Origin of the sequence: Mesorhizobium sp. B1-1-6, from assembly GCF_006443035.1 — a bacterium.
Classification (GTDB): Bacteria; Pseudomonadota; Alphaproteobacteria; order Rhizobiales; family Rhizobiaceae; genus Mesorhizobium.
Genome location: NZ_VFWR01000015.1, coordinates 11,221 through 30,313 on the forward strand (window position 1 = coordinate 11,221; position 19,093 = coordinate 30,313).

The 19,093-nt window shown below is 64.5% G+C and carries 15 protein-coding genes and 1 pseudogene; 14 read left to right on the plus strand and 2 right to left on the minus strand.

The genetic code is table 11. The features are described 5' to 3' along the window. Positions 1-10: 10 nt before the first annotated feature. Both FJ979_RS25965 and FJ979_RS25970 read right to left on the minus strand, forming a co-directional pair. On the minus strand, positions 11-2,476 hold the full coding sequence (locus FJ979_RS25965) for an FAD-dependent oxidoreductase (RefSeq protein ID WP_140584227.1): 2,466 nt from the start codon (positions 2,474-2,476) through the stop codon (positions 11-13). Then, entirely contained in the window at positions 2,473-4,920 is a 2,448-nt protein-coding gene (locus tag FJ979_RS25970) for an FAD-dependent oxidoreductase (RefSeq protein WP_140584228.1), read from the minus strand. The genes FJ979_RS25965 and FJ979_RS25970 overlap by 4 nt, the downstream gene beginning before the upstream one ends. 119 nt (positions 4,921-5,039) lie before the next feature. Between FJ979_RS25970 and FJ979_RS25975 the strand changes: the two genes are divergently transcribed. The 14 genes and pseudogenes from FJ979_RS25975 to FJ979_RS26035 all read left to right on the plus strand — a co-directional run bounded on the left by FJ979_RS25975 (position 5,040) and on the right by FJ979_RS26035 (position 18,981). Next, a complete protein-coding gene (locus FJ979_RS25975; RefSeq protein WP_140500683.1) occupies positions 5,040-6,017 on the plus strand; it encodes a LysR family transcriptional regulator in 978 nt (325 codons plus the stop codon). Between the two features lie 97 nt (positions 6,018-6,114). Next, positions 6,115-7,446 (plus strand): aspartate aminotransferase family protein, encoded by a 1,332-nt coding sequence (locus FJ979_RS25980; protein WP_140500682.1) that lies wholly within the window; start codon positions 6,115-6,117, stop codon positions 7,444-7,446. 154 nt (positions 7,447-7,600) lie between these two features. Continuing rightward, positions 7,601-7,711, plus strand: a pseudogene (locus FJ979_RS33165) (integrase); the annotation flags it as partial. Positions 7,712-7,934: 223 nt separating this feature from the next. Next, the gene (locus FJ979_RS25985) at positions 7,935-9,416 is read left to right on the plus strand and encodes a PLP-dependent aminotransferase family protein (RefSeq protein WP_140584229.1); all 1,482 of its coding nucleotides are present in this window, start codon (positions 7,935-7,937) and stop codon (positions 9,414-9,416) included. A gap of 129 nt (positions 9,417-9,545) precedes the next feature. Then, on the plus strand, positions 9,546-10,310 hold the full coding sequence (locus tag FJ979_RS25990; RefSeq protein WP_140500680.1) for an ATP-binding cassette domain-containing protein: 765 nt from the start codon (positions 9,546-9,548) through the stop codon (positions 10,308-10,310). A gap of 25 nt (positions 10,311-10,335) precedes the next feature. After that, the gene (locus FJ979_RS25995) at positions 10,336-11,127 is read left to right on the plus strand and encodes a transporter substrate-binding domain-containing protein (protein ID WP_181165247.1); all 792 of its coding nucleotides are present in this window, start codon (positions 10,336-10,338) and stop codon (positions 11,125-11,127) included. A 77-nt stretch (positions 11,128-11,204) separates the two neighbouring features. Continuing rightward, positions 11,205-11,903: an ABC transporter permease subunit gene (locus FJ979_RS26000; RefSeq protein WP_140517485.1), complete on the plus strand. Its 699-nt coding sequence runs from the start codon at positions 11,205-11,207 to the stop codon at positions 11,901-11,903. Continuing rightward, positions 11,900-12,634, plus strand: a complete 735-nt coding sequence (locus FJ979_RS26005) for an ABC transporter permease (RefSeq protein WP_140500677.1) — start codon at positions 11,900-11,902, stop codon at positions 12,632-12,634. The genes FJ979_RS26000 and FJ979_RS26005 overlap by 4 nt, the downstream gene beginning before the upstream one ends. Beyond that, a complete protein-coding gene (locus FJ979_RS26010; protein WP_140584230.1) occupies positions 12,621-13,430 on the plus strand; it encodes an inositol monophosphatase family protein in 810 nt (269 codons plus the stop codon). The genes FJ979_RS26005 and FJ979_RS26010 overlap by 14 nt, the downstream gene beginning before the upstream one ends. Positions 13,431-13,450: 20 nt before the next feature. Beyond that, entirely contained in the window at positions 13,451-14,575 is a 1,125-nt protein-coding gene (locus tag FJ979_RS26015; protein ID WP_140584231.1) for an aminotransferase class I/II-fold pyridoxal phosphate-dependent enzyme, read from the plus strand. An 11-nt stretch (positions 14,576-14,586) separates the two neighbouring features. Beyond that, a complete protein-coding gene (locus FJ979_RS26020; protein ID WP_140584232.1) occupies positions 14,587-15,573 on the plus strand; it encodes an ornithine cyclodeaminase family protein in 987 nt (328 codons plus the stop codon). Between the two features lie 14 nt (positions 15,574-15,587). Next, positions 15,588-16,577 (plus strand): pyridoxal-phosphate dependent enzyme, encoded by a 990-nt coding sequence (locus tag FJ979_RS26025; protein ID WP_140584233.1) that lies wholly within the window; start codon positions 15,588-15,590, stop codon positions 16,575-16,577. 11 nt (positions 16,578-16,588) lie between these two features. After that, complete coding sequence (locus FJ979_RS26030; protein WP_140500672.1) at positions 16,589-17,848, plus strand: cysteine desulfurase-like protein; 1,260 nt, start codon at positions 16,589-16,591, stop codon at positions 17,846-17,848. Between the two features lie 11 nt (positions 17,849-17,859). Further along, entirely contained in the window at positions 17,860-18,981 is a 1,122-nt protein-coding gene (locus FJ979_RS26035; protein WP_140517481.1) for an aminotransferase class I/II-fold pyridoxal phosphate-dependent enzyme, read from the plus strand. The last annotated feature ends 112 nt before the right edge of the window (positions 18,982-19,093 follow it).

Below are 19,093 nucleotides of genomic sequence, written 5' to 3' on the forward strand. Positions count from 1 at the left end.
GTCTCCGTGATCAGGCAGGCATGAAGGCGGCCGGCGCATCGGCCTGAAGGCCGCGCAGCCGCAGATTGTCCGGATCGTAAGGCGCTTTCTTCAGCTCCCGCGCCGTCAGTTCCCTGCCGAGGATCGAGACGGTCAGGCCTTCAGCCGCAACACCGGGTCGCAGATAGGCGAGCGCAACGGTCTTGCCGGTCCGGAAGCCGTGGCTGCCGGAGGAAACGATCCCGACCGGGCGCCCCGCCTGCATCACGGCATGGGCGTAAAACGGCAGTCGCTCGCCGTCGTCGTCGATTTCGAGCAGCAGCATGGACCAGGCGTTTTCGCCGACCCGCTCCAGCATCGCCTCACGACCGACGAACATCCGGTTGTCAGTCTTGACCAAGGCACCCAGTCCGGCCTCCAGCGGCGTGCGCTCCGTGGTCAGGTCGGCGCCCCAGGCGCGGTAGCCCTTTTCCAGCCGCATTGCGTTGAGCGCGTAGATGCCGAACGGACGCAAATCGAACTGCGCTCCGGCTTTGGTGATCGCTTCGTAGAGCTTGCCGAACTGCGCCAACTGAACGTGCAGTTCCCATCCGATCTCACCGGCATAAGAGACCCGGAGCGCTGCCGTCTTGATGCCGGCCACGCGGATGATCTGCGCGGAAAGCCAGGGGAATGCAGCATTCGATAGATCGGCTTCGCAGATCTTTCCCAAGAGGTCACGGGCACGCGGCCCCATCACGCCGAGCACGCCGCGCCTCTCGGTGACGTTGTCGATCGTCACACCTGGAAACGCTGCGGCGCGTGAGCGTAGCAGACCTTCGTCATGTCGCTCCGCAAGTGCTGCGCTGGTCAAGTAGAACCCATCGTCGCCGAGTCGGGTCACGGTAAATTCCGACGCCACGCCGCCCTTTGCCGTCAGCGCGTGAATGAGCCCGATGCGGCCGTGACGTTCCGGTGGTCGGTTGGCGCCGAGCGAAGCCATGAAGGCGCTGGCGCCTGGTCCGCCGATCTCGAATTTGGAGAAGGCCGAAAGGTCGATGGCGCCGACGCTGGCCTGCACGTCACGGCACTCGCCGCGCACCGCGTCGAACCAGCCGGGCTTGCGGAAGGTCAGTGGCGGGTCACGGTCGGCGCCCTTGGCAGCGAACCAGTTCGGCCGCTCCCAACCATAGGCGGCGCCCAGCACTGCCCCCTGGCTTCTCTGGAGTTCGAGCGCCGGCGTCGTGCGGCGCGGGCGGCCGGCCTCGCGTTCCTCGTTGGGATAGTGGATGCCGAATTGCAGGCCGAACCCTTCCACCGCCTTGTCGATGCGATAGTCGCGGTCGGCATAATTGCCGAAGCGGCGTGGGTCGATGGCAAGCGCATCCATTGGCGGTGATCCGTCGACGATCCAGTCGGCGAGAAAGCGACCGGCGCCGCCGCCTTCCATCACGCCCATGCTTGAGCCGGTGAGCAGCCAGGCATTGCCGAGGCCGAATGCCGGACCGACCAGCGGATTGGCATCCGGCGTGAAGGTGATCGGCCCGTTGACCACCGTCTTGATGCCGGCATTGGCGAGTGCCGGGACACGCTCCATCGCCAGCGCGATGATGTGCTCGACCCGATCCAGGTCGGGCGGCAGCAAGTCCATGCCGAATTCTGGTGGCACGCCATCGACCGCCCAGGGGTGAGCCGACTTTTCATAGGGGCCGACGATAAAGCCGTCGCGCTCCTGGCGCAGATACCAGCTTTCTTCCGGATCGCGGATGATCGGCAGTTCCTTGGCGCCGGCGGCGATCCGGTCGGCAATCTCGGGGACGGTATCGGTCACGACATATTGGTGCAGCATCGGCACCACGGGCAGGTCGAGCCCCATCATGGCGCCAATCTCGCGGCACCATGTGCCGGCCGCGTTCACCACATGCTCCGCGACAATGTCACCCTGTTGTGTGCGGACCAGCCACTCGCCCGATGGCTTGCGCTCGATTGCCAGGACCGGATTGTGGCGCACGATCTCGGCGCCGCGCGAGCGCGCGCCGCTGGCCATTGCGTTGGTCGCCAGCGTCGGATCGACATGACCGTCATTGGGCTCGTAGCTCGCGCCTATGATGCCGTCGGTATGGCAGAGCGGATAGATCTGCTTGAGCTCATCGGGACTGAGAATGTGGAAGTCATGGCCGACGAACCGGCCAAGCCCCTGCACATGGCGGAATTCGTCCATGCGCTCCGGCGAGCGCGTAATGCGCAATGCGCCGCTTGGGTGGAAACCTGTCGGCAACCCGGTCTCGGCGGTCAGGATTTCGCGATAGAGCCGCACCGAATGCGCGCGCATCTCCATGATCGTCGCATTGTGGGCGAAATGCGTGCAGAGCCCGGCGGCGTGCCAGGTCGAGCCTGCTGTCAGCTCCTGCCTCTCGACGAGCATGACATCGCTCCAGCCGCGCTTGGCCAGGTGATAGAGCAGCGACACGCCCATGGCGCCGCCGCCGATAACGACCACGCGGGCCTGTTGTCTCATGAATTTTCCTCCGCGCTTACGCGCATGCGCGATCCGGTTGGGTCATAGGGTGGCTTGTCGAGTGGGCGCAGCCTGTAGCGCGCACCGGCCACCGCGATCTGGTAGTCGCAGGCAAGCAGCTGCGTTTTCGTCTCGCCTGGATCACAGGCAACGTAGCCCAGGCAAAGGCTGAGCCCCGTGCGAACGCCGAGGCCACCTGACGTCGTCAACCCGGCAAGTTTGCCGTCGCGATAGATCGGTTCGTCATGCAGCAGAAGCGGATTGTCGCCGTCGACGGCGAAATGCATGAGCCGGCGCTTCAGGCCATCGGCCTTCTGCTTCAGCAGGGCATCGCGGCCGATGAAATCATCCCTCTTCCAGGACACCGCGAAGGACAGGCCCGCCTCCAGCGGCGTGTCCTTCGGCCCGATATCATGGCCCCAATGGCGATAGCCCTTTTCCAACCGGCAGCCATCCAGCGCGTAGTGGCCACAAAAGGTCAGGCCATGGGCGCCGCCCGCTGAGACGATCATGGCAAGCAGGCTCTCGCCGTGTTCGACCGGCACATAAAGCTCGAAGCCGAGCTCGCCGACAAAGCTGACTCGGGTCGCCCGCACATTCGCGGTGCCGATGTCGATGCGGCGCGAAGTCGAGAACGGGAAGGCTGCGTCCGAAAGATCGACGTCGGTCAGGCTCTGCAGCAGCGCCCGCGAATTCGGCCCCATGACCCCGAGAACGGCCTCTGCGGACGTGGCGTCGAAGACCGAGACGTTGAGACCAAGATCCTCAGCATGGCGCGCGATCCAGTCAAAATCTTTCTGTCTGGTCGCGGCACCTGAAATAACCCGGAAGCCGTGCTCGTCGACTCGCGTGACCGTCACATCGGCCTCGATGCCGCCGCGTGCGTTGAGCATCTGCGTATAGACGGCGCGGCCTTCGGGCCTGTCGACGTCCCCCGCGCACAGGCTTTGCATCAGCTGGATCGCGTCGCGTCCACGCACATCGATCTTGGTGAAGGGCGAAAGCTCGAACAGGCCAACGCCTTGCGCCATTCGCTCGGCTTCGGCCCTGGCCGGGCTCCACCATTTCTGAGCGCCGACGGAATAGCCGCGCGTCTCCGTGCCGCCGAACCAGAGCGGTCGCTCCCAGCCGGTCGGCGCGCCGAACACAGCACCCGCTTCGGCGAACGTACGGTGAAAGGCGGAACGCCGCACGTCGCGCCCGGCGGCGGCCTGCTTGTAAGGCCAATGCATGCGGAAGAGGTCGGCAACCGCTTCCTCCATCCTGGCGCCGACGAAAGAGCGCGCCGCGGCGGCGCGGTCGAAGCGGGCGATGTCAAGCGCCCACAGATCGAGGCTGGGCTCGCCGTCGACGATCCATTCGGCCATGGCCTTGCCGGCGCCGGCCGACGACATCATGCCTGTCGAGTTGAAGCCGGCGGCGACATAGAAGCCGCGCAGATAGGGCGACTCGCCCATCAGCGGCCGCGTGTCGGGGGTAAAACTCTCCGGGCCATTCATGAAGTGCCTGATGCCGGTCTGCGACAGCGCCGGCAGGAGTTTCAGTCCGGCCGACATGAAAGGCTCGAACTGCTCCCAATCCTCGGGCAGTTCGAGGAATGGCCTGTCGCCAGCCGGTCCGCGAACATCGAAGAGCTTGGCGTTCGGCTCGAAGCCGCCCAACACCAGCTTGCCGGAATCGCCCTTGATGTAGATGCCTTCGTCGAGGTCGCGCAGGATGGGAAACGGATCCTGCAGACCGGCGATCGGCTCCGTCACGACATACATGTGCTCGACGGCCTGCAGCGGCACAGGAACGCCGGCGAGCGCGCCGATATCGCGCGCCCAGGCGCCGGCACAGTTGACGACGGTCTCGCAATCGATGGTGGCGCCGGAGGCCAGCTTGACGCCAGCGACCCGGCCGTTGCGGGTCACGATGCCCGAACAGGCTAACCCCTCGAGGATGCGGATACCGGCGGCGCGGGCCCGTTTTGCATAGGCCGCACAGATATCAACTGGATTGGCCTGGCCGTCTTCCTCGACCCGCAGCGCGCCCTCGACGCCATCGGTGACGATGCCGCGCACGTGCTCGGCCACGCCCGCCTGATCGACAATCTCAACGGTGAGGCCGCAGACATCGCCCAAATGCGCGATGCGCTTCAGTTCGTCCATGCGCTCCGCACGTCGCGCCAGCCACAGGCCGCCGGTGCGGCGGTAGCCGGACGCCTGGCCCGTCACTTTCTCGAGGCGTGGAAACAGCTCGGTCGCATATTGCGCCAGCCTTGTCAGGTTGAGGCTGGCGCGTAACGGACCGACGATTCCGGCGGCGTGCCAGGATGTGCCGCTGGTCAGTTGGTGGCGCTCCAGAAGGACGACATCGCTCACGCCCAGTTCGGCAAGGTGATAAGCTATGCCGAGGCCAATGACACCGCCGCCAATGATCACGATGCGTGCGCTGCCATTCACCTTGTGGGATACCTTCGCTGGATTGGAACAGCGCGATCTTTTCCCGCTAAACCACTTGCGCTCAACCCAAATTTCGCAACATTAGGAAAACTTATGATGCTTCACGGGCGGAGTTGCGGGTGAAGAGCGGCAGTTTCGATTTCAACCTTTTCCGATCGATCGAGGTTTTCGTCGCCATCGTCGAGACCAGGCACGTCACCCAGGCGGCACAGATGCTGGGCATGACGCAATCGGCCGCTTCGCAGCATCTGAAGAACCTGGAAAGCGCGCTCGGCGTCAGCCTGATCGATCGCAATTTGCGGCCGATCGAGCTCACCAAAGCCGGCATCGCGCTGCATCGCCGCGCCGTTGCCATACTGGCCGAGGTCGAGGGCCTGCGCACCGACGCGCGGCGCGTCAATGCAGCACCGCTGCCGCTGTTGCGCATCGCGCTTCTGGCGTCGATCGCGACCACGCTGGCGCCGGCGCTTTCGGTCCTTGCCCGCAAGGGTTTCGGCATTCCCGAGCTCAGCCTGTTCGCGGGTTTGGCGACCGACCACGTCGCCTTGCTGCGGGCCCGCCGCGCCGACCTCGCCGTCACCTCCGGCGAGCTGTTCGAGATCGAGGGACTGACACGTTATCCTGTGATGACCGAAAAATTCCTGCTGGTGACGCCAAAGGGTTTTGCCGGCGATGTCGGTGACATCGTCAAGCTCTCCAAGAAGCTCGCCTTCGTGCGCTTCTCGCGCGAGACGCCGGTTGGCCTGCGCGTCGACCAGCATCTGAGCCGCCTGCGCATCGAGATCCCGCGTGCCATGGAAGGTGACCGCTCCAGCGTGGTGATGGCGCCGGTCGCGGCCGGCATGGGCTTTGCGATCCTGACGCCGACCCTGCTCATCGACGGGCTGGCGGAGGGTATGGAGATTGACGTCCATCCCTTGCCGTTCACCGGGCTGTCGCGCAACATCCTTCTGGTCGCGCGCGAGCGGGAGCTCGGAAACCTCCCCGAGGCTTTCGCCACGCGTACCGCGGAAGTGCTGACCAACGCGATCAGCACCCGCCTGCCTGGCCTTCCCGCCGACTGCTATGCCGTCGATCGCCCCTCGTCGCATGACTAATCAACTCCATCAGTTATCCTGATAAGGAGGTTTGGCGGTGTGCGCGCCGCGCATTCCGTGTTTTCAATCCAGGAGTTCGCAACACGGGAGACACGGCATGAACGCTCCGCACGTCCATTCCAACCTGGACATCGACTGGTCGACCGAGGCCATCGTCGATCGGCGGAACCGCTTCTATTCGGCCACGCAGCGCAAGTTCGTTCCTTACAAGGACCCGCTGATCCTCAAGCGCGGCAAGGGCCAGTATGTCTGGGACGAGAAGGATCGTAAATACATCGACCTGCTCGGCATGAACCTTTGCATCTCGGTCGGCCACGCGCATCCGCAGGTGGTCAAGGCGGCCACCGAGCAACTGGCGGAACTGACGCATTGCACGACGATGTTCTACCACCCGGTTCCGGCTCAGTACGCGGAGGAACTGGTGGCAACGATGCCGGCCGGTCACGATTGGGTCGTACATTTCACCAACAGCGGGGCCGAAGCGATCGATCTTGCGCTGCTGATGGCGCGCTCGCATACCGGCAACATCGACATGCTGGCGCTTGCCTCGAGCTATCACGGCGCCACTTTCGGCGCGCAGTCGGTGACCGGGATAGCGGGTTTTCGCCATCCCGTGCCCCAGCTTGGCGGGGTCACTTTCGTGGCCGAGCCCAACCAGTATCGCGGCATTCATGGCGAAGGCTTGCAGCCCTATCTCGACGAGGTCGAGCGCGCCATAGCGAGTTCAACCAGCGGCGGGCTGGCCGGCATGATTATCGAGCCGGTGCAGGGCTATGGCGGCATCGTGCCGATGCCGCCGGGCTACATTGCCGGCGCTGTCGAGCGTGTCCGCGCGGCCGGCGGTCTCTGTATCATTGATGAAGTGCAATCCGGTGTCGCCCGAACCGGCGATGCCTTCTGGGCGTTTGAATCCCATGGCATTGTGCCCGATATCGTCGTCATCGCCAAAGGTGTGGGCAACGGCATCCCGCTCGGCGCGGTCATCGCCAAGCGAGATGTCGCTGAATCCATGGCCGATAAATTTCTGTTCCACACCTATGGCGCCAATCCGGTGGCATGCGCGGCCGGCCGAGCCGTGCTAAAGGTCATAAAAGAGGAACGACTCCAGGAGAACGCCCGGGATGTTGGCGCGGTGCTCAAGGGTCGCCTTAACGACATGAAGGAGCGCTTTCCAATCATCGGCGATATCAGGGGCCGTGGGCTTATGCTTGCGATCGAACTCGTCAAGGACGGCGCGACGAAAGAGCCGGCGCCGGAGGAGACGCTCGCCATTTTCGAGGAAACGCGCCGCAACGGGCTCGTCGCCAGCCGCTCGGGACCGTACCGCAATGTCATCCGCATGTGTCCGCCGCTTTGCTTGGCAATGTCCGATATCGAGGATGTCGTCGACCGCTTCGAAAAAAGCTTTGCGGCATTCAGCGGTCAATAACGGTTCCTGTGCTCGGAGGGGCACAAACCTTTGGCGGCGGCTGAGCAGCAGAGAGAATCATTCGGAAAGGACCGGGCCCGCCCAAACCGGCTCTGTCGACGTGCGGAGGCTGAGCTGTCAGAAACATGCTTGTTGGATTGAGGTCAGTTATCCTCTGGGAGCCATCCAGTCTTTGCTCGGTCATAGCAAGATCGTGAACACGGTCCGCTATCTGGGAGTCGATGTAGAAGATGCTCTCGAACTTGCCGAGGCAACTGAGGTGTGATCAAGAGCGGCTCCACTTCACGAGTGGAGCCGTGAACAATTTGCGCGTGCATCTCGGCCATTTGGTGAACGCTGCCAGTGGCTGAAAGCTGGCATTCGACGCATGCAGAGAAGGCTTTCTGCTCATCGTTCGTCATGTGATAGGGTGATTTCAATTCGATAGGAAGATCATCCTTATGGCTGCGTCGCCGCTCGTGAGGTCCCGCCGTAGCCGGTGAACAGACATGCACGCTTTCAACTATCCCAGCTGGAACAGGATCGTCTTCGACCGCAGCCGTGGCACGCCGTTGAACGAGCAACTTTTCGAGCAGTTACGCCGCTGGATACGGGATGGCATCGTGGCGCCAGGAGCGCGCCTGCCGCCAAGCCGCGTCATGGCCGAGGAACTCGGGCTCTCGCGCAACACCGTTGTCCTCGCCTATGAGCGACTTGCCACGGAGGGCTATGTCGCACGTCGGATCGGCGCCGGCACCTTCGTCGAAACCATGCTGCCGGAAGACAATCACCCCCGAGCCGAGACGGCGGTCATACCGGTGTCAGGTCCAAATGCGCTCCCGGCACCCTCGCGCCGCGGCCAGGCGCTGCTCGACATGAACCTGCCAGCCGAACGCATCGAGACCTACGATCTCAGCGCCGGCGTGCCGGCGCTGAACGAGTTCCCCTATGACGAGTTCGCTCAGATCGCTAGCCGCCGCTGGCGCGAGCACGCCAGCGCCCACACCGGCTATGACTATTCGCGCGGCGCGCCACTGCTGGCCACCCGCATCGCGGGCTATCTGGCGGAGGCTAAAGCGATCAACTGTCGTCCCGAACAGATCATCGTCATCGGCAATACGCTGCAAGCGGCCGCTCTCGCGTCTCATGTTCTGCTCGACCGCGGCGACACCGTTCTGGTCGAGGATCCTTGCCACATGCCCGAGATCGCCACGCTGGAAGCCTTCGGCCTTGTCACCGTTCCCGCCCCGCTCGACAGGCAAGGCTTCGACACAGAAGCCGCCGGCGTGATGGTCCGAGAGGCGCGTATGGCCGTTGTCTCCCCGACCGAGCAATGGCCGTTCGGCTGCACGATGACGGCGGATCGCCGGCAAAAGCTGCTTGATTGGGCGGCGGACCGGCCCGGCTGGATATTCGAGGATGATTCCAATAGCGAGATCCGCTGGTCGGGCGAAGCGCAGACGACGCTCTACGCGCGCGATCCGCGGCGGGTCATCTATACCGGCTCGTTCAACCGCATGCTGGCGCCCGGCCTGCGGCTCGCCTATTTGATCGCGCCGATGCCGCTGGTCGAGGCGTTCGCCCTCGCCCAGCGTATTTTCTCCTTCTACGCACCGCTACCGGACCAGGCGCTGGTCGCCGACTTCATGGACCAGGGGCGACTCGCCTCGCACCTTCGGCGTATGCGCACCATCTACCGCGATCGCGCCGCCTGCCTGACACAATGCCTGCGCGCAAAGCTGCGAGACGGCTTCGATGTTCCCGACGTTCACGCCGGCCTGCACCTGACCGTCCACGCACGCGAACCGTTTGACGACGTGGCCGTATCGCGAACACTGCTCCAGAAGGGGCTGGACTGCCCACCACTCTCGCGCTACGCACGCCGGGAAACCAAGCCGAGGGGTCTTGTGCTGGGCTTCGGCAACACGTCGGTCCGCCGCATCCCGCGTTGCGTCGACATCCTCGCGCAGACTATCCTCGAACACGGTTGACGACGCATTCACAGCCCACGGGACTGGAATTGGTCCGCTGCCCGTCGGCGAAATTGGCTCTTTGGGCAGCCGCGCTTCCGGGACAATCTCCGTGTCCAGCCGATCGGGAGGCAAGGGCACCAAGTGGACATGGACCAAAACACCGTCCTGCGGGCAAATAACATCCGTAAGAGCTTCGGCGCTCTGGAAGTCTTGAAAGGCGTCGACCTGGTCGCCCATGCCCATGACGTGATCACCATGATCGGCGCCAGCGGGTCGGGCAAGAGCACCTTCCTGCGCTGCATGAATCTTCTGGAAATTCCCGACGCCGGCACGATCGCGGTGGAAGGCGAGGAATTGACGCTGGATCGCAGTTCGGGGCGCGCGAAGCTGAATGCGCGCCAGATCAATCGCATCCGCAGCCGCATCGGCATGGTCTTCCAGAGCTTCAATCTGTGGAGCCAGCGCACCGTGCTCGACAACGTGATGCTTGCACCGATGAAGGTGCTCGGCCTGTCCAAACAGGAGGCCCGGCAGCGAGCCGGGGCCTATCTCGCCAAGGTCGGGCTGTTCGAGAAGCGCGACCACTACCCCGCGCATATTTCCGGCGGCCAGCAGCAGCGCGTCGGCATCGCCCGCGCGCTGGCGATGGAGCCGAAGCTGATGCTGTTCGACGAGCCGACCTCCGCGCTCGACCCGGAACTGGTCGGCGAGGTGCTCTCGGTCATGCGCACGCTCGCCGAAGAAGGACGCACGATGATCGTCGTCACCCATGAAATAGGTTTCGCGCGCGAGATCTCGCGCGAGGTGCTCTTTCTCCACCAGGGCATGGTGGAGGAGCGCGGCCCGCCGGGACAGGTTCTCGGCGATCCGCAATCGGCGCGCTGCCGGGCCTTCCTGCAGCGCGTTCTTTGAACAGGACAAACAACAGGGGAACATGATGAAAAAACTTGTCTTGATGCTTGCGGCCGGCCTCGCCGCCTTCGCCGCGCAGGTCTCGGCGCGCGACCTGCGCGTCGGCAGTGAATGCACATACCCGCCGTTCAACTACAAGGACGCGAACGGCGAGTTGCGCGGCTTCGACATCGATGTCGCGAAGGAAGTTGTCAAGCGCCTCGGCGCCGACGCCTCCTTTGTCTGCATGCCTTTCGATTCGCTTATTCCGGGCCTTGTCGCCGGCAAGTTCGATCTTCTCGCCGCGTCGATGTCGATCACCGACGAGCGCAAGAAGAGCATCGACTTTTCGATCCCGTACCGCTCCTCCACCGCCCGGTTCGTCGGTCCGGACGGAAGCGATGCCAAGCCGCTGACGGACGACGGCAAGCCCAACCCCGATGGTCTCAAGGGCAAGACCATCGGGATCGAGCGTGCCTCAACTTACGAGAACTACATGCGAGACAACTTTCCTGAGGCCACGATCCAGCTCTACGACACGGCCGACAACATGCTGCTCGACCTGACCTCCAAGCGGACCGATCTCGTCTTCGCCGGCCCGATCAAGCTCGCCAACGACTTCCTCAACAAGGACCGAGGCAAGGGTTACAAATTCATCGGTCCGGAGATCAAGGACGTGAAGTATTTCGGGCCAGGCGTGGGCATCGGCATGCGCAAGGACGATGCCGGCCTTCGCGACGAGCTCGACAAGGCGATGAAGGCCATGATCGACGACGGCACGTTCAAGACCATCAACGACAAGTACTGGTCGTTCAGCGTGCTGCCGGCATCGAACTAGGCCGAGCCGTACGGTTCATCGCCGGCCATTTCACCCGATGGCCGGCGTCTTTCTTCTTGCCACCGCAGGAGCGGCAGATGGACATTTTCCAGGGATGGGGTTTGGAGGTCGCGAGCGGGCTCATGACCACCGTCGAGGTCGCGCTGCTGTCGCTGGCGGTCGGCCTCGTTTGGGGCATTCTCGGCGCGCTGGCACAGCTCTCCTCGAACTGTGTGCTGCGCGCCATCGGCCGGGGCTTCACTCTGGTCGTGCGCGGCACGCCCGAACTCCTCATCATCCTCATCGCCTATTTCGGCGGCACGGTGGCCCTGACCGGCTTGGCGAAGATGATTGACCCCAGCATCCACTTTCTCGAAGTGCCGGCGATGCCGGCCGGCGTCTTCGCGCTCAGCCTGGTCTTCGGCGGCTACGCGGCCGAGGTGCTGCGCGGCGCCTATCTCGCCATTCCCAAGGGCGAGATCGAGGCGGCAGATGCCTTCGGCATGTCGGCCGCGACCAGCTTCATCCACATCCGCCTGCCGCTGATGTGGCGCTACGCGCTGCCCGGCCTCGGCAACAACTGGATCTCGCTCATCAAGGACACGTCGCTTATCTCCATCGTCGGGCTGGAGGAGCTGATGCGCATCTCCACCATGGCGACGCAGGTCAATGGCGAACCCTTCCGCTTCTACCTCGCCGCGGCGCTGATCTACCTCCTGCTCACCATACTGAACACCTCGATTGTCGACGCGCTGGAACGGCGTGCGACGCGCGGCGAGAGGAAGCTGGCGCGATGAACTTCGAGCTTATGGTCGAGAGCTTGCCGGCGCTGCTGTCGGCCACCGTCACGACGATCGAACTGCTCGTCGCCTCACTCTTCTGCGGCATGGCGGTGGCACTTCCCGTCGCCATCCTGCGCGTCAGCGGCCCGGCGCCGGTGCGCCTCCTGCTGCACTGGTACATTTACTTCTTCCGCGGCACGCCGCTCCTGGTCCAGATATTCCTTGTCTATTACGGTCTCGCCCAGCTCGAGGTCGTTCGCGACAGCTTTCTGTGGCCATATCTGCGCCAGGCCTGGGTGTGCGCCATTCTGACCTTCAGCCTGAACACGGCCGCCTACACCGCCTACATCCTGCGCGGCGCCATCGAGGCGGTGCCAGCCGGTGAGATCGAGGCGGCGCGTGCCTGCGGCATGTCGACGGCGTTGACCTACCGCACGATCATCCTGCCGGGCGCCTTCCGCATCGCCCTGCCGGCTTACGGCAACGAGGTGGTCAGCATGCTGAAATCCACATCACTCGCCTCGACCATCACCGTCATGGAGCTGACCGGCGCCGCCAACACGATCGTCGCCCGCACCTTCGCGCCCTATGAGCTCTTCATCACCGCGGCGCTTATCTACCTCACCATTACCTACGTGCTCACCACGGCGTTGCGCGCCCTCGAATACAGGCTTTCACGACACACGCGTCCTCTGGACGAACCCGCAACCCCACTCATAGAGGGAGCCGACAATGCCGGCATCTGACCCCAAGACCTTTACGGCTTTCGCCGGTTCGCTGGCAGACGTCAGCCGGGCGACAATCCAGGAAGCGCTCAGCGAGCAACACGGCTTCGTTTCCAAGGGCGATGCAAGCCCTGTCACCGCGGTAGACCGGGAGGTCGAGGAGAGGCTGCGCGCGCGCATCCAGGAGGCGTATCCCGACCACGGCATCCTCGGCGAGGAATTTGGGTCCGTCGGCCTCGACGCGGAATGGGTCTGGGTCATCGATCCGATCGACGGCACCAAAGCCTTCATCACCGGCATTCCGACCTTCGGCACGCTGATCGCGCTGGCCCGCAACGGCGTTCCCATGCTCGGGGTCATCGACAATCCCGTCACCAACGAGCGCTGGCTGGGCGCCGACGGTTCGCCGACCACCCTCAACGGCAAGCCCGTACGCACGCGCGCCTGCCAGGACCTTAGCGAGGCCCTTGTCGGCAACGGCAACCCGGAATCCTTCGACGACAAGGATACGGCCGCCTACAAGAGGCTGCGCCGCCAGGTGCGCTGGAGCGTCTATGGCGGCGGTTGCCATGCCTATGGCCGCGTCGCCGACGGCGCGCTGGACATCAATGTGGACGGGGGGCTGGACGCCTTCGATTATTGCGCACTGATCCCGATCGTGCGTAACGCCGGTGGCGTCATGACCGACTGGCAGGGCGGCGAGCTGACGATCCGTTCCGGCCGCCGTTCCGTCGTGGCCAGCGCCACACCTGAGTTGCACAGAACTGTGCAAGGCATCCTGGCCAACGCGACCTCACCGGCCCGCGCGGCTTCCTGAAGAAGAGGAATCGTACACACATGCAGATCGAAGAATTCACCCTCGAACGCATCCAGTCGCTCTACGAGAACATCGTCGAGTACAACCTCTCCGATAGCGGGGTACACCCCTATTCGCTCAACGAACTGCTGAGCCCGGAGGAACGCGAAAAGGTGCTTGCCGCCGAACTCGGTTACGGCTGGACGAACGGTGCCGTCGTCCTTCGCGAGGCGATCGCGGCCACATACAAGAATCGTACGGCCGACGAGGTGATGGTCACCAACGGCTCGGCCGAAGCCAATTTCCTGATGGCGATGACGCTGCTGGAGCCGGGCGACGAGATCATCGTCGTCGTCCCCAACTACCTGCAGATCAGGGGATGGGCGAAGGCGCTCGGCGCGATGGTCCGTGATGTGCCGCTGCGCGAGGAACTGGGCTGGCTGCCCGATCCGGCCGATATCCGCGCGGCGATTTCGCCCCGCACCAAGGTCATCACGCTCTGCACGCCCAACAATCCGACCGGACGCGTGGTGCCGGCGGACCTGCTCGGGGAAATTGTGGCCATCGCACGCGCCAACGGCATCTGGCTACATACGGATGAGGTCTACAAGGGCGCCGAATACGGTACCGTCGAGCCGCCGAGCAGCGTCGACCTTTATGAGAAAGCCATCGTCACCAACGGCTTGTCGAAGGCGATGGCGATGCCGGGCCTGCGCATCGGCTGGCTGGTCGGCCCTGCCGCCGAGATCTATGCCTCCTGGCAGCGCAAGGACTATACCTCCATCACCACCGGCGCGGTCAGCGAACTGGTCGCGTCGATGGTGTTGCAGCCGGCGCGCCGCAAGGCGATCCTCGACCGCAGCCGGGACCTCCTGTCACGCAATGTCGACATGATGGTGCGCTGGGTCCGCGCCAACGAGGGGCTGGTCTCGCTGGCGCCGCCGCAGGCAGGCGGGATGGCATTCGTGCGCTATCACTTGCCGATAAATTCGACCGAACTGGCGCATCGCGTCAAGGACGAGCAGGGCGTGCTTGTCGCGCCGGGCGACGTCTACGGCATGGACGGCTATTTCCGTGTCGGCATCGGCGCGCCGGCGCATGTCCTGGAAGACGGGTTGGAACGTGTGCAGCTCTTCCTGCGCGGCCTTGCCCGCTCGGCGGCCTGAACGGAACGACCATGGCTAGGCCAGCCGCAAACATGCCGCTCATCCTCGACCGGGCGGAGATCCTGCGGCGGCTCGACCACGCCGCCGGTATTGCGGCCGTTCGCGAAAGCCTCGTCGCCTACAGCGCCGGGGCAGTCCAGCAGCCGCCCGTCGTGCATATGGGATTCGCGGCGGCGAACGGCGATTGCCATGTGAAATGCGCCCATGTATCGGGCGCGTCGATCTTCGTCGTCAAAGTCGCGACTGGGTTCTACGACAATCCGACCAAGGGCCTTCCAAGCGGCAACGGCATGATGGTGGCGCTGTCGGCCACGACAGGCGAACCGGTAGCGCTGCTGTTCGACCAAGGCATGCTGACCGACTGGCGCACTGGCTATGCCGGCGCGCTGGCGACCCGGCTGTGCTGGCCTAAGGGCGCGACGCGCCTCGGCATCGTCGGCACCGGAACCCAGGCACGCATTCAGTTACGCGCGCTGCGAGCGCTGGCTCACGGCGAGCCGCTTTCGGTCGCGGTATGGGGCCGCTCCCCAGCGGCGGCGGGACGCTTCGCCGCCGACGTGGCCGACCTTGGCCTCCAGGTATCGCCAGTCGGCTCGCTCGCCGACCTTTGTTCCGATTCACAAGTGATTGTCACCACGACGCCCGCGACCGCGCCGCTGGTACGCGCTGAATGGATCGCGCCCGGCACGCACATTACAGCCGTCGGAGCCGATGCGCCCGGCAAACAGGAATTGGAGAATACGTTGGTCGCGCGCGCCGACACGTTGCTCGCCGATTCGGCCCTGCAGAGTATCGACCATGGCGAGTTCGCTCATGCCATCGTGGCCGGCCTCGTCGAGCCAGAGCGGATCGGTGAGATCGGCGTATCGCTGCGGACTGGCTCATTGACGCGCAAGCCTGGCGACATCAGCATCGCCGACCTGACCGGCCTCGGCGCAGAGGACGCGGCAATCGCCAGCGCCATCCTCGCGAGCGCCGGCACAGCCGCAAACTCTTGACCCAGGACAGAACCATGTCGAACGAAGGTGACATCGCCGCCGCTGCCGCGCGTTCCGTGCGGGCGCATGCCCGCATCCGCGGCCACATCGCGAAGACGCCGCTGCTGGGCGCGTCCGCCGTCGGCGACGCGATCGGTAGCACCGTTTTGTTCAAATGCGAAAATTTCCAGTTCACCAACTCCTTCAAGGCGCGAGGCGCCTTCTCGAAGCTGACCGCGATGGACGATGCGACCGGGGGCCGGCCGTTCGTCACCGCCTCGTCCGGCAACCACGGCATAGCCTCCAGCTTCGCGGCGTCGCGCCTGTTCCGAAAATTGTCGGTCGTGCTTCCGCACAATGTCACGAAGGCCAAACTGGCGCGCATACGGTCCTTTGGCGTCGACGTGATCCTGCATGGCGACGAAAGCGGCCAGTCCGAGGCGCACGCGCGCCGCCTGGGCGAGGAGAAGGGACTCGTCTACGTATCTCCGTACAACGATCCCGATGTTGTTGCTGGCCAGGGCACGATCGGGCTCGAACTGCTGGAAGAGCATTCGCATATCGACAATGTCTTCATCGCCATGGGCGGCGGCGGGTTGATCGGCGGCATCGGCGCCGTGATGAAGGCCTTCAGTCCGCGCACGCGGATCATCGGCTGCGCGGCCGCCAACAGCATGGCGCTGGCAGCGTCGATGGAAGCGGGCAAGGTGATCGATGTCGAGCACTTGCCGACGTTGGCCGACGGCGTCGCCGGCGGCATGGATGAGGATTCCGTCACGCTCGGCCTCGCCCGGTCGGTCGTCGACGATGTGGTCATCTGTTCCGAAGCCGAGATCGCCGGCGCGCTCGCCCGTCTCGCGATCGAAGAGCATCTATTGGTCGAGGGTGCAGCCGGCCTAGCGCTGGCAGGGCTGATGAAGCACCCGGAACGGTACCGCGGCCAAGTCAATGCGATCGTGCTGTGCGGCGGGAATTTCGACTACGACGAACTGACGGCCGCGATCGCGGCGGTGCGACCGACCTGAAAGGGAATTCCATGACGACTGGACGATGGGACATCGAGGCGGTGCGCGGGGCCTTCCCGGCGCTGGCGATCACCGACGACGGCAAGCCACGTATCTATCTCGACGCGCCGGGCGGCTCGCAAGTACCGGCACGCGTGGTCGAGCGCATGAGCGAGGTGATGCTGCGAAGCTGCGCCAACGAGGGCGGTGCCTTCCACACCTCGCGTGATAGCGACCGCATCTTGGTGGGAGCGCATGCAGCGGCGGCCGCCTTGCTCGGCGCACAGCCGGACGAGATCGTCTTCGGCCTCAACAGCACCTCGCTGATCTTCCATTTTTCGCGCATGGTGGCACGCGACTGGAAACCGGGCGACGAGATCGTGCTTACCCGCATGGACCATGATGGCAATGTCGGCCCGTGGATCATCGCAGCCGAGGAACGTGGCGTCACCGTCCGCTGGCTCGAGTTCGATACCGAAACCTTCGAATATCGCTACGACATGCTGGACGAACTGATCGGCCCGCGCACGCGTCTGGTTGCCTGCAATCACGCGAGCAACATCTTTGGCACCGTCAACGACGTTGCCCGTATCGTGGCTGCTGGTAAAGCTGCCGGCGCCGTCACCATGGTCGATGCCGTGCAGTCGGCGCCGCATTTGGCCCTCGACGTGTCGGCGATCGGCTGCGACCTGCTCGCATGCTCTGCCTACAAGTTCTTCGGTCCGCACGCCGGGGTCATGTATATACGGCCGGAGCTGCGCGACCGGCTCACGCCGCTCAAGGTGCGGCCCGCCTCCTTCGACATGCCGTGGCGCCACACCCCCGGCACTCCCTCCTTCGAGGCGCAGGCCGGCACGCAGGCGGCGATCGAGCACATCGCTTGGCTCGGCGAGCAGTGCGCCGGCGTCGACGTTGCCGCGCCGCTGCGCCAGCGCATCGTGGCGGGATTGGAGGCGGCGACCGACTACGAAGCCGGACTGATGGACCGGTTCCTGGCGGGTGTTGCCGGCATTCCCGGTTTCAAGCTCTGCGGCATCGCCAGCCGCAACCGGCTGGACGCCCGTGTGCCCACCTTCAGCTTCCGGCTGGCCAAGAGGTCGCCGCAGGAGATCGCAGCCGCGCTGGCGGGCGAAAACATCTTCGGCTGGGCCGGCGATTTCTACGCTTATGAAGCCTCCGGCCTGCTCGGCCTGCGCGAGCAAGGCGGCGTCGCTCGGCTCGGCCTATCGCATTACACCACAGCAGACGAGGTCGACCAGGCCGTTTTGGCCGTCGCCCGGCTGGCAGCCTGACGGGGGAAAGCATGGACTACGCACGCATGGTGATCGAGAAGGAATCACCGGAGGAATACGGCTATGACCGCATTCGCTTCAACCTGTCGGAAAGCTCCGTACGAGACCGTAAGCTGTCCGATTTCCATCTCTCCGTCCCTGACCTGCTGCTGCCCTATGGCGAGCATCGCGGCGACCCTGAGCTTCGGGCGTTGGTAGCCGCGCAGGGCAAGGGCCTCGGCCCCAACAACGTTTTGGTGGCCGCCGGCGCCGCTGGCGCGCTGTTCATCATCGCCACCACGCTTCTATCGCGCGACGACCATCTTGTCGTGGTGCGGCCGAACTATGCCACTAATATCGAGACGCCGCGCGCCATCGGCTGCGGCATCACCTTTATCGACCTCAAATTCGACGATCGGTTCGGCCTCGACATCGATGCCGTCGCCAGCGCTCTGCGCCCGAACACCCGCTATGTCAGCATCACCTGCCCGCATAACCCAACCGGCACGATGATCGGCCGCCCTCAACTGGACGCGCTGATCGCCTTGGTCGAAAAGGCGGGATGCAGGCTACTGGTGGACGAAACCTACCGCGACCTGACCCATGGCGAGATGCTGCCCCCCGCCGCCTCGCTCAGCCCCGCCGCGATCAGTGTGGCTTCGCTGTCCAAGGCTTACGGCGCGCCGGGCATCCGCGTGGGCTGGATCATGACGCGCGACGTGCACTTGATGGAGCGCTTCCTGGCGGCGAAGGAGCAGATCGGCATCTGCGGCAGCGTCGTCGACGAGTGGATCGGCGCCCGCATCCTGGAAGGCCGCGACGCCTTCCTCGCCGCGCAGGCGCCAGTGCTAGCCGGACGCCTTGCCATCATGCGCGATTGGATTGAGAGCGACGAGCTGATCGAATGGGTCGAGCCCCAGGGCGGCGTGGTCTGCTTCCCCCGTTTCCGTCATGGTCCGGGATTCGATTTCGACGACTTTTACGCAGACCTGCTGGAAAGCTATGGCACCTATGTCGGTCCGGGCCACTGGTTCGAGATGCCGCGCAACCACATGCGTGTCGGCTTCCTCTATCCTCTTGAGGACGAACTGCGGGGTGGCCTGGCGGCGATCTCCGCAGCGATTCGCAAGCATTCTTCCCGGCAAAGGTCGTGACATATACGGCGATGTCCTGCCGCTGAAGGCGGCCGTCGCCGGGGCACCGGGTGAGGCCGACGCGCGCCCTTCGACGATGGCAGTAAGGTCTATCTGGAAATTCCTGTGCCGC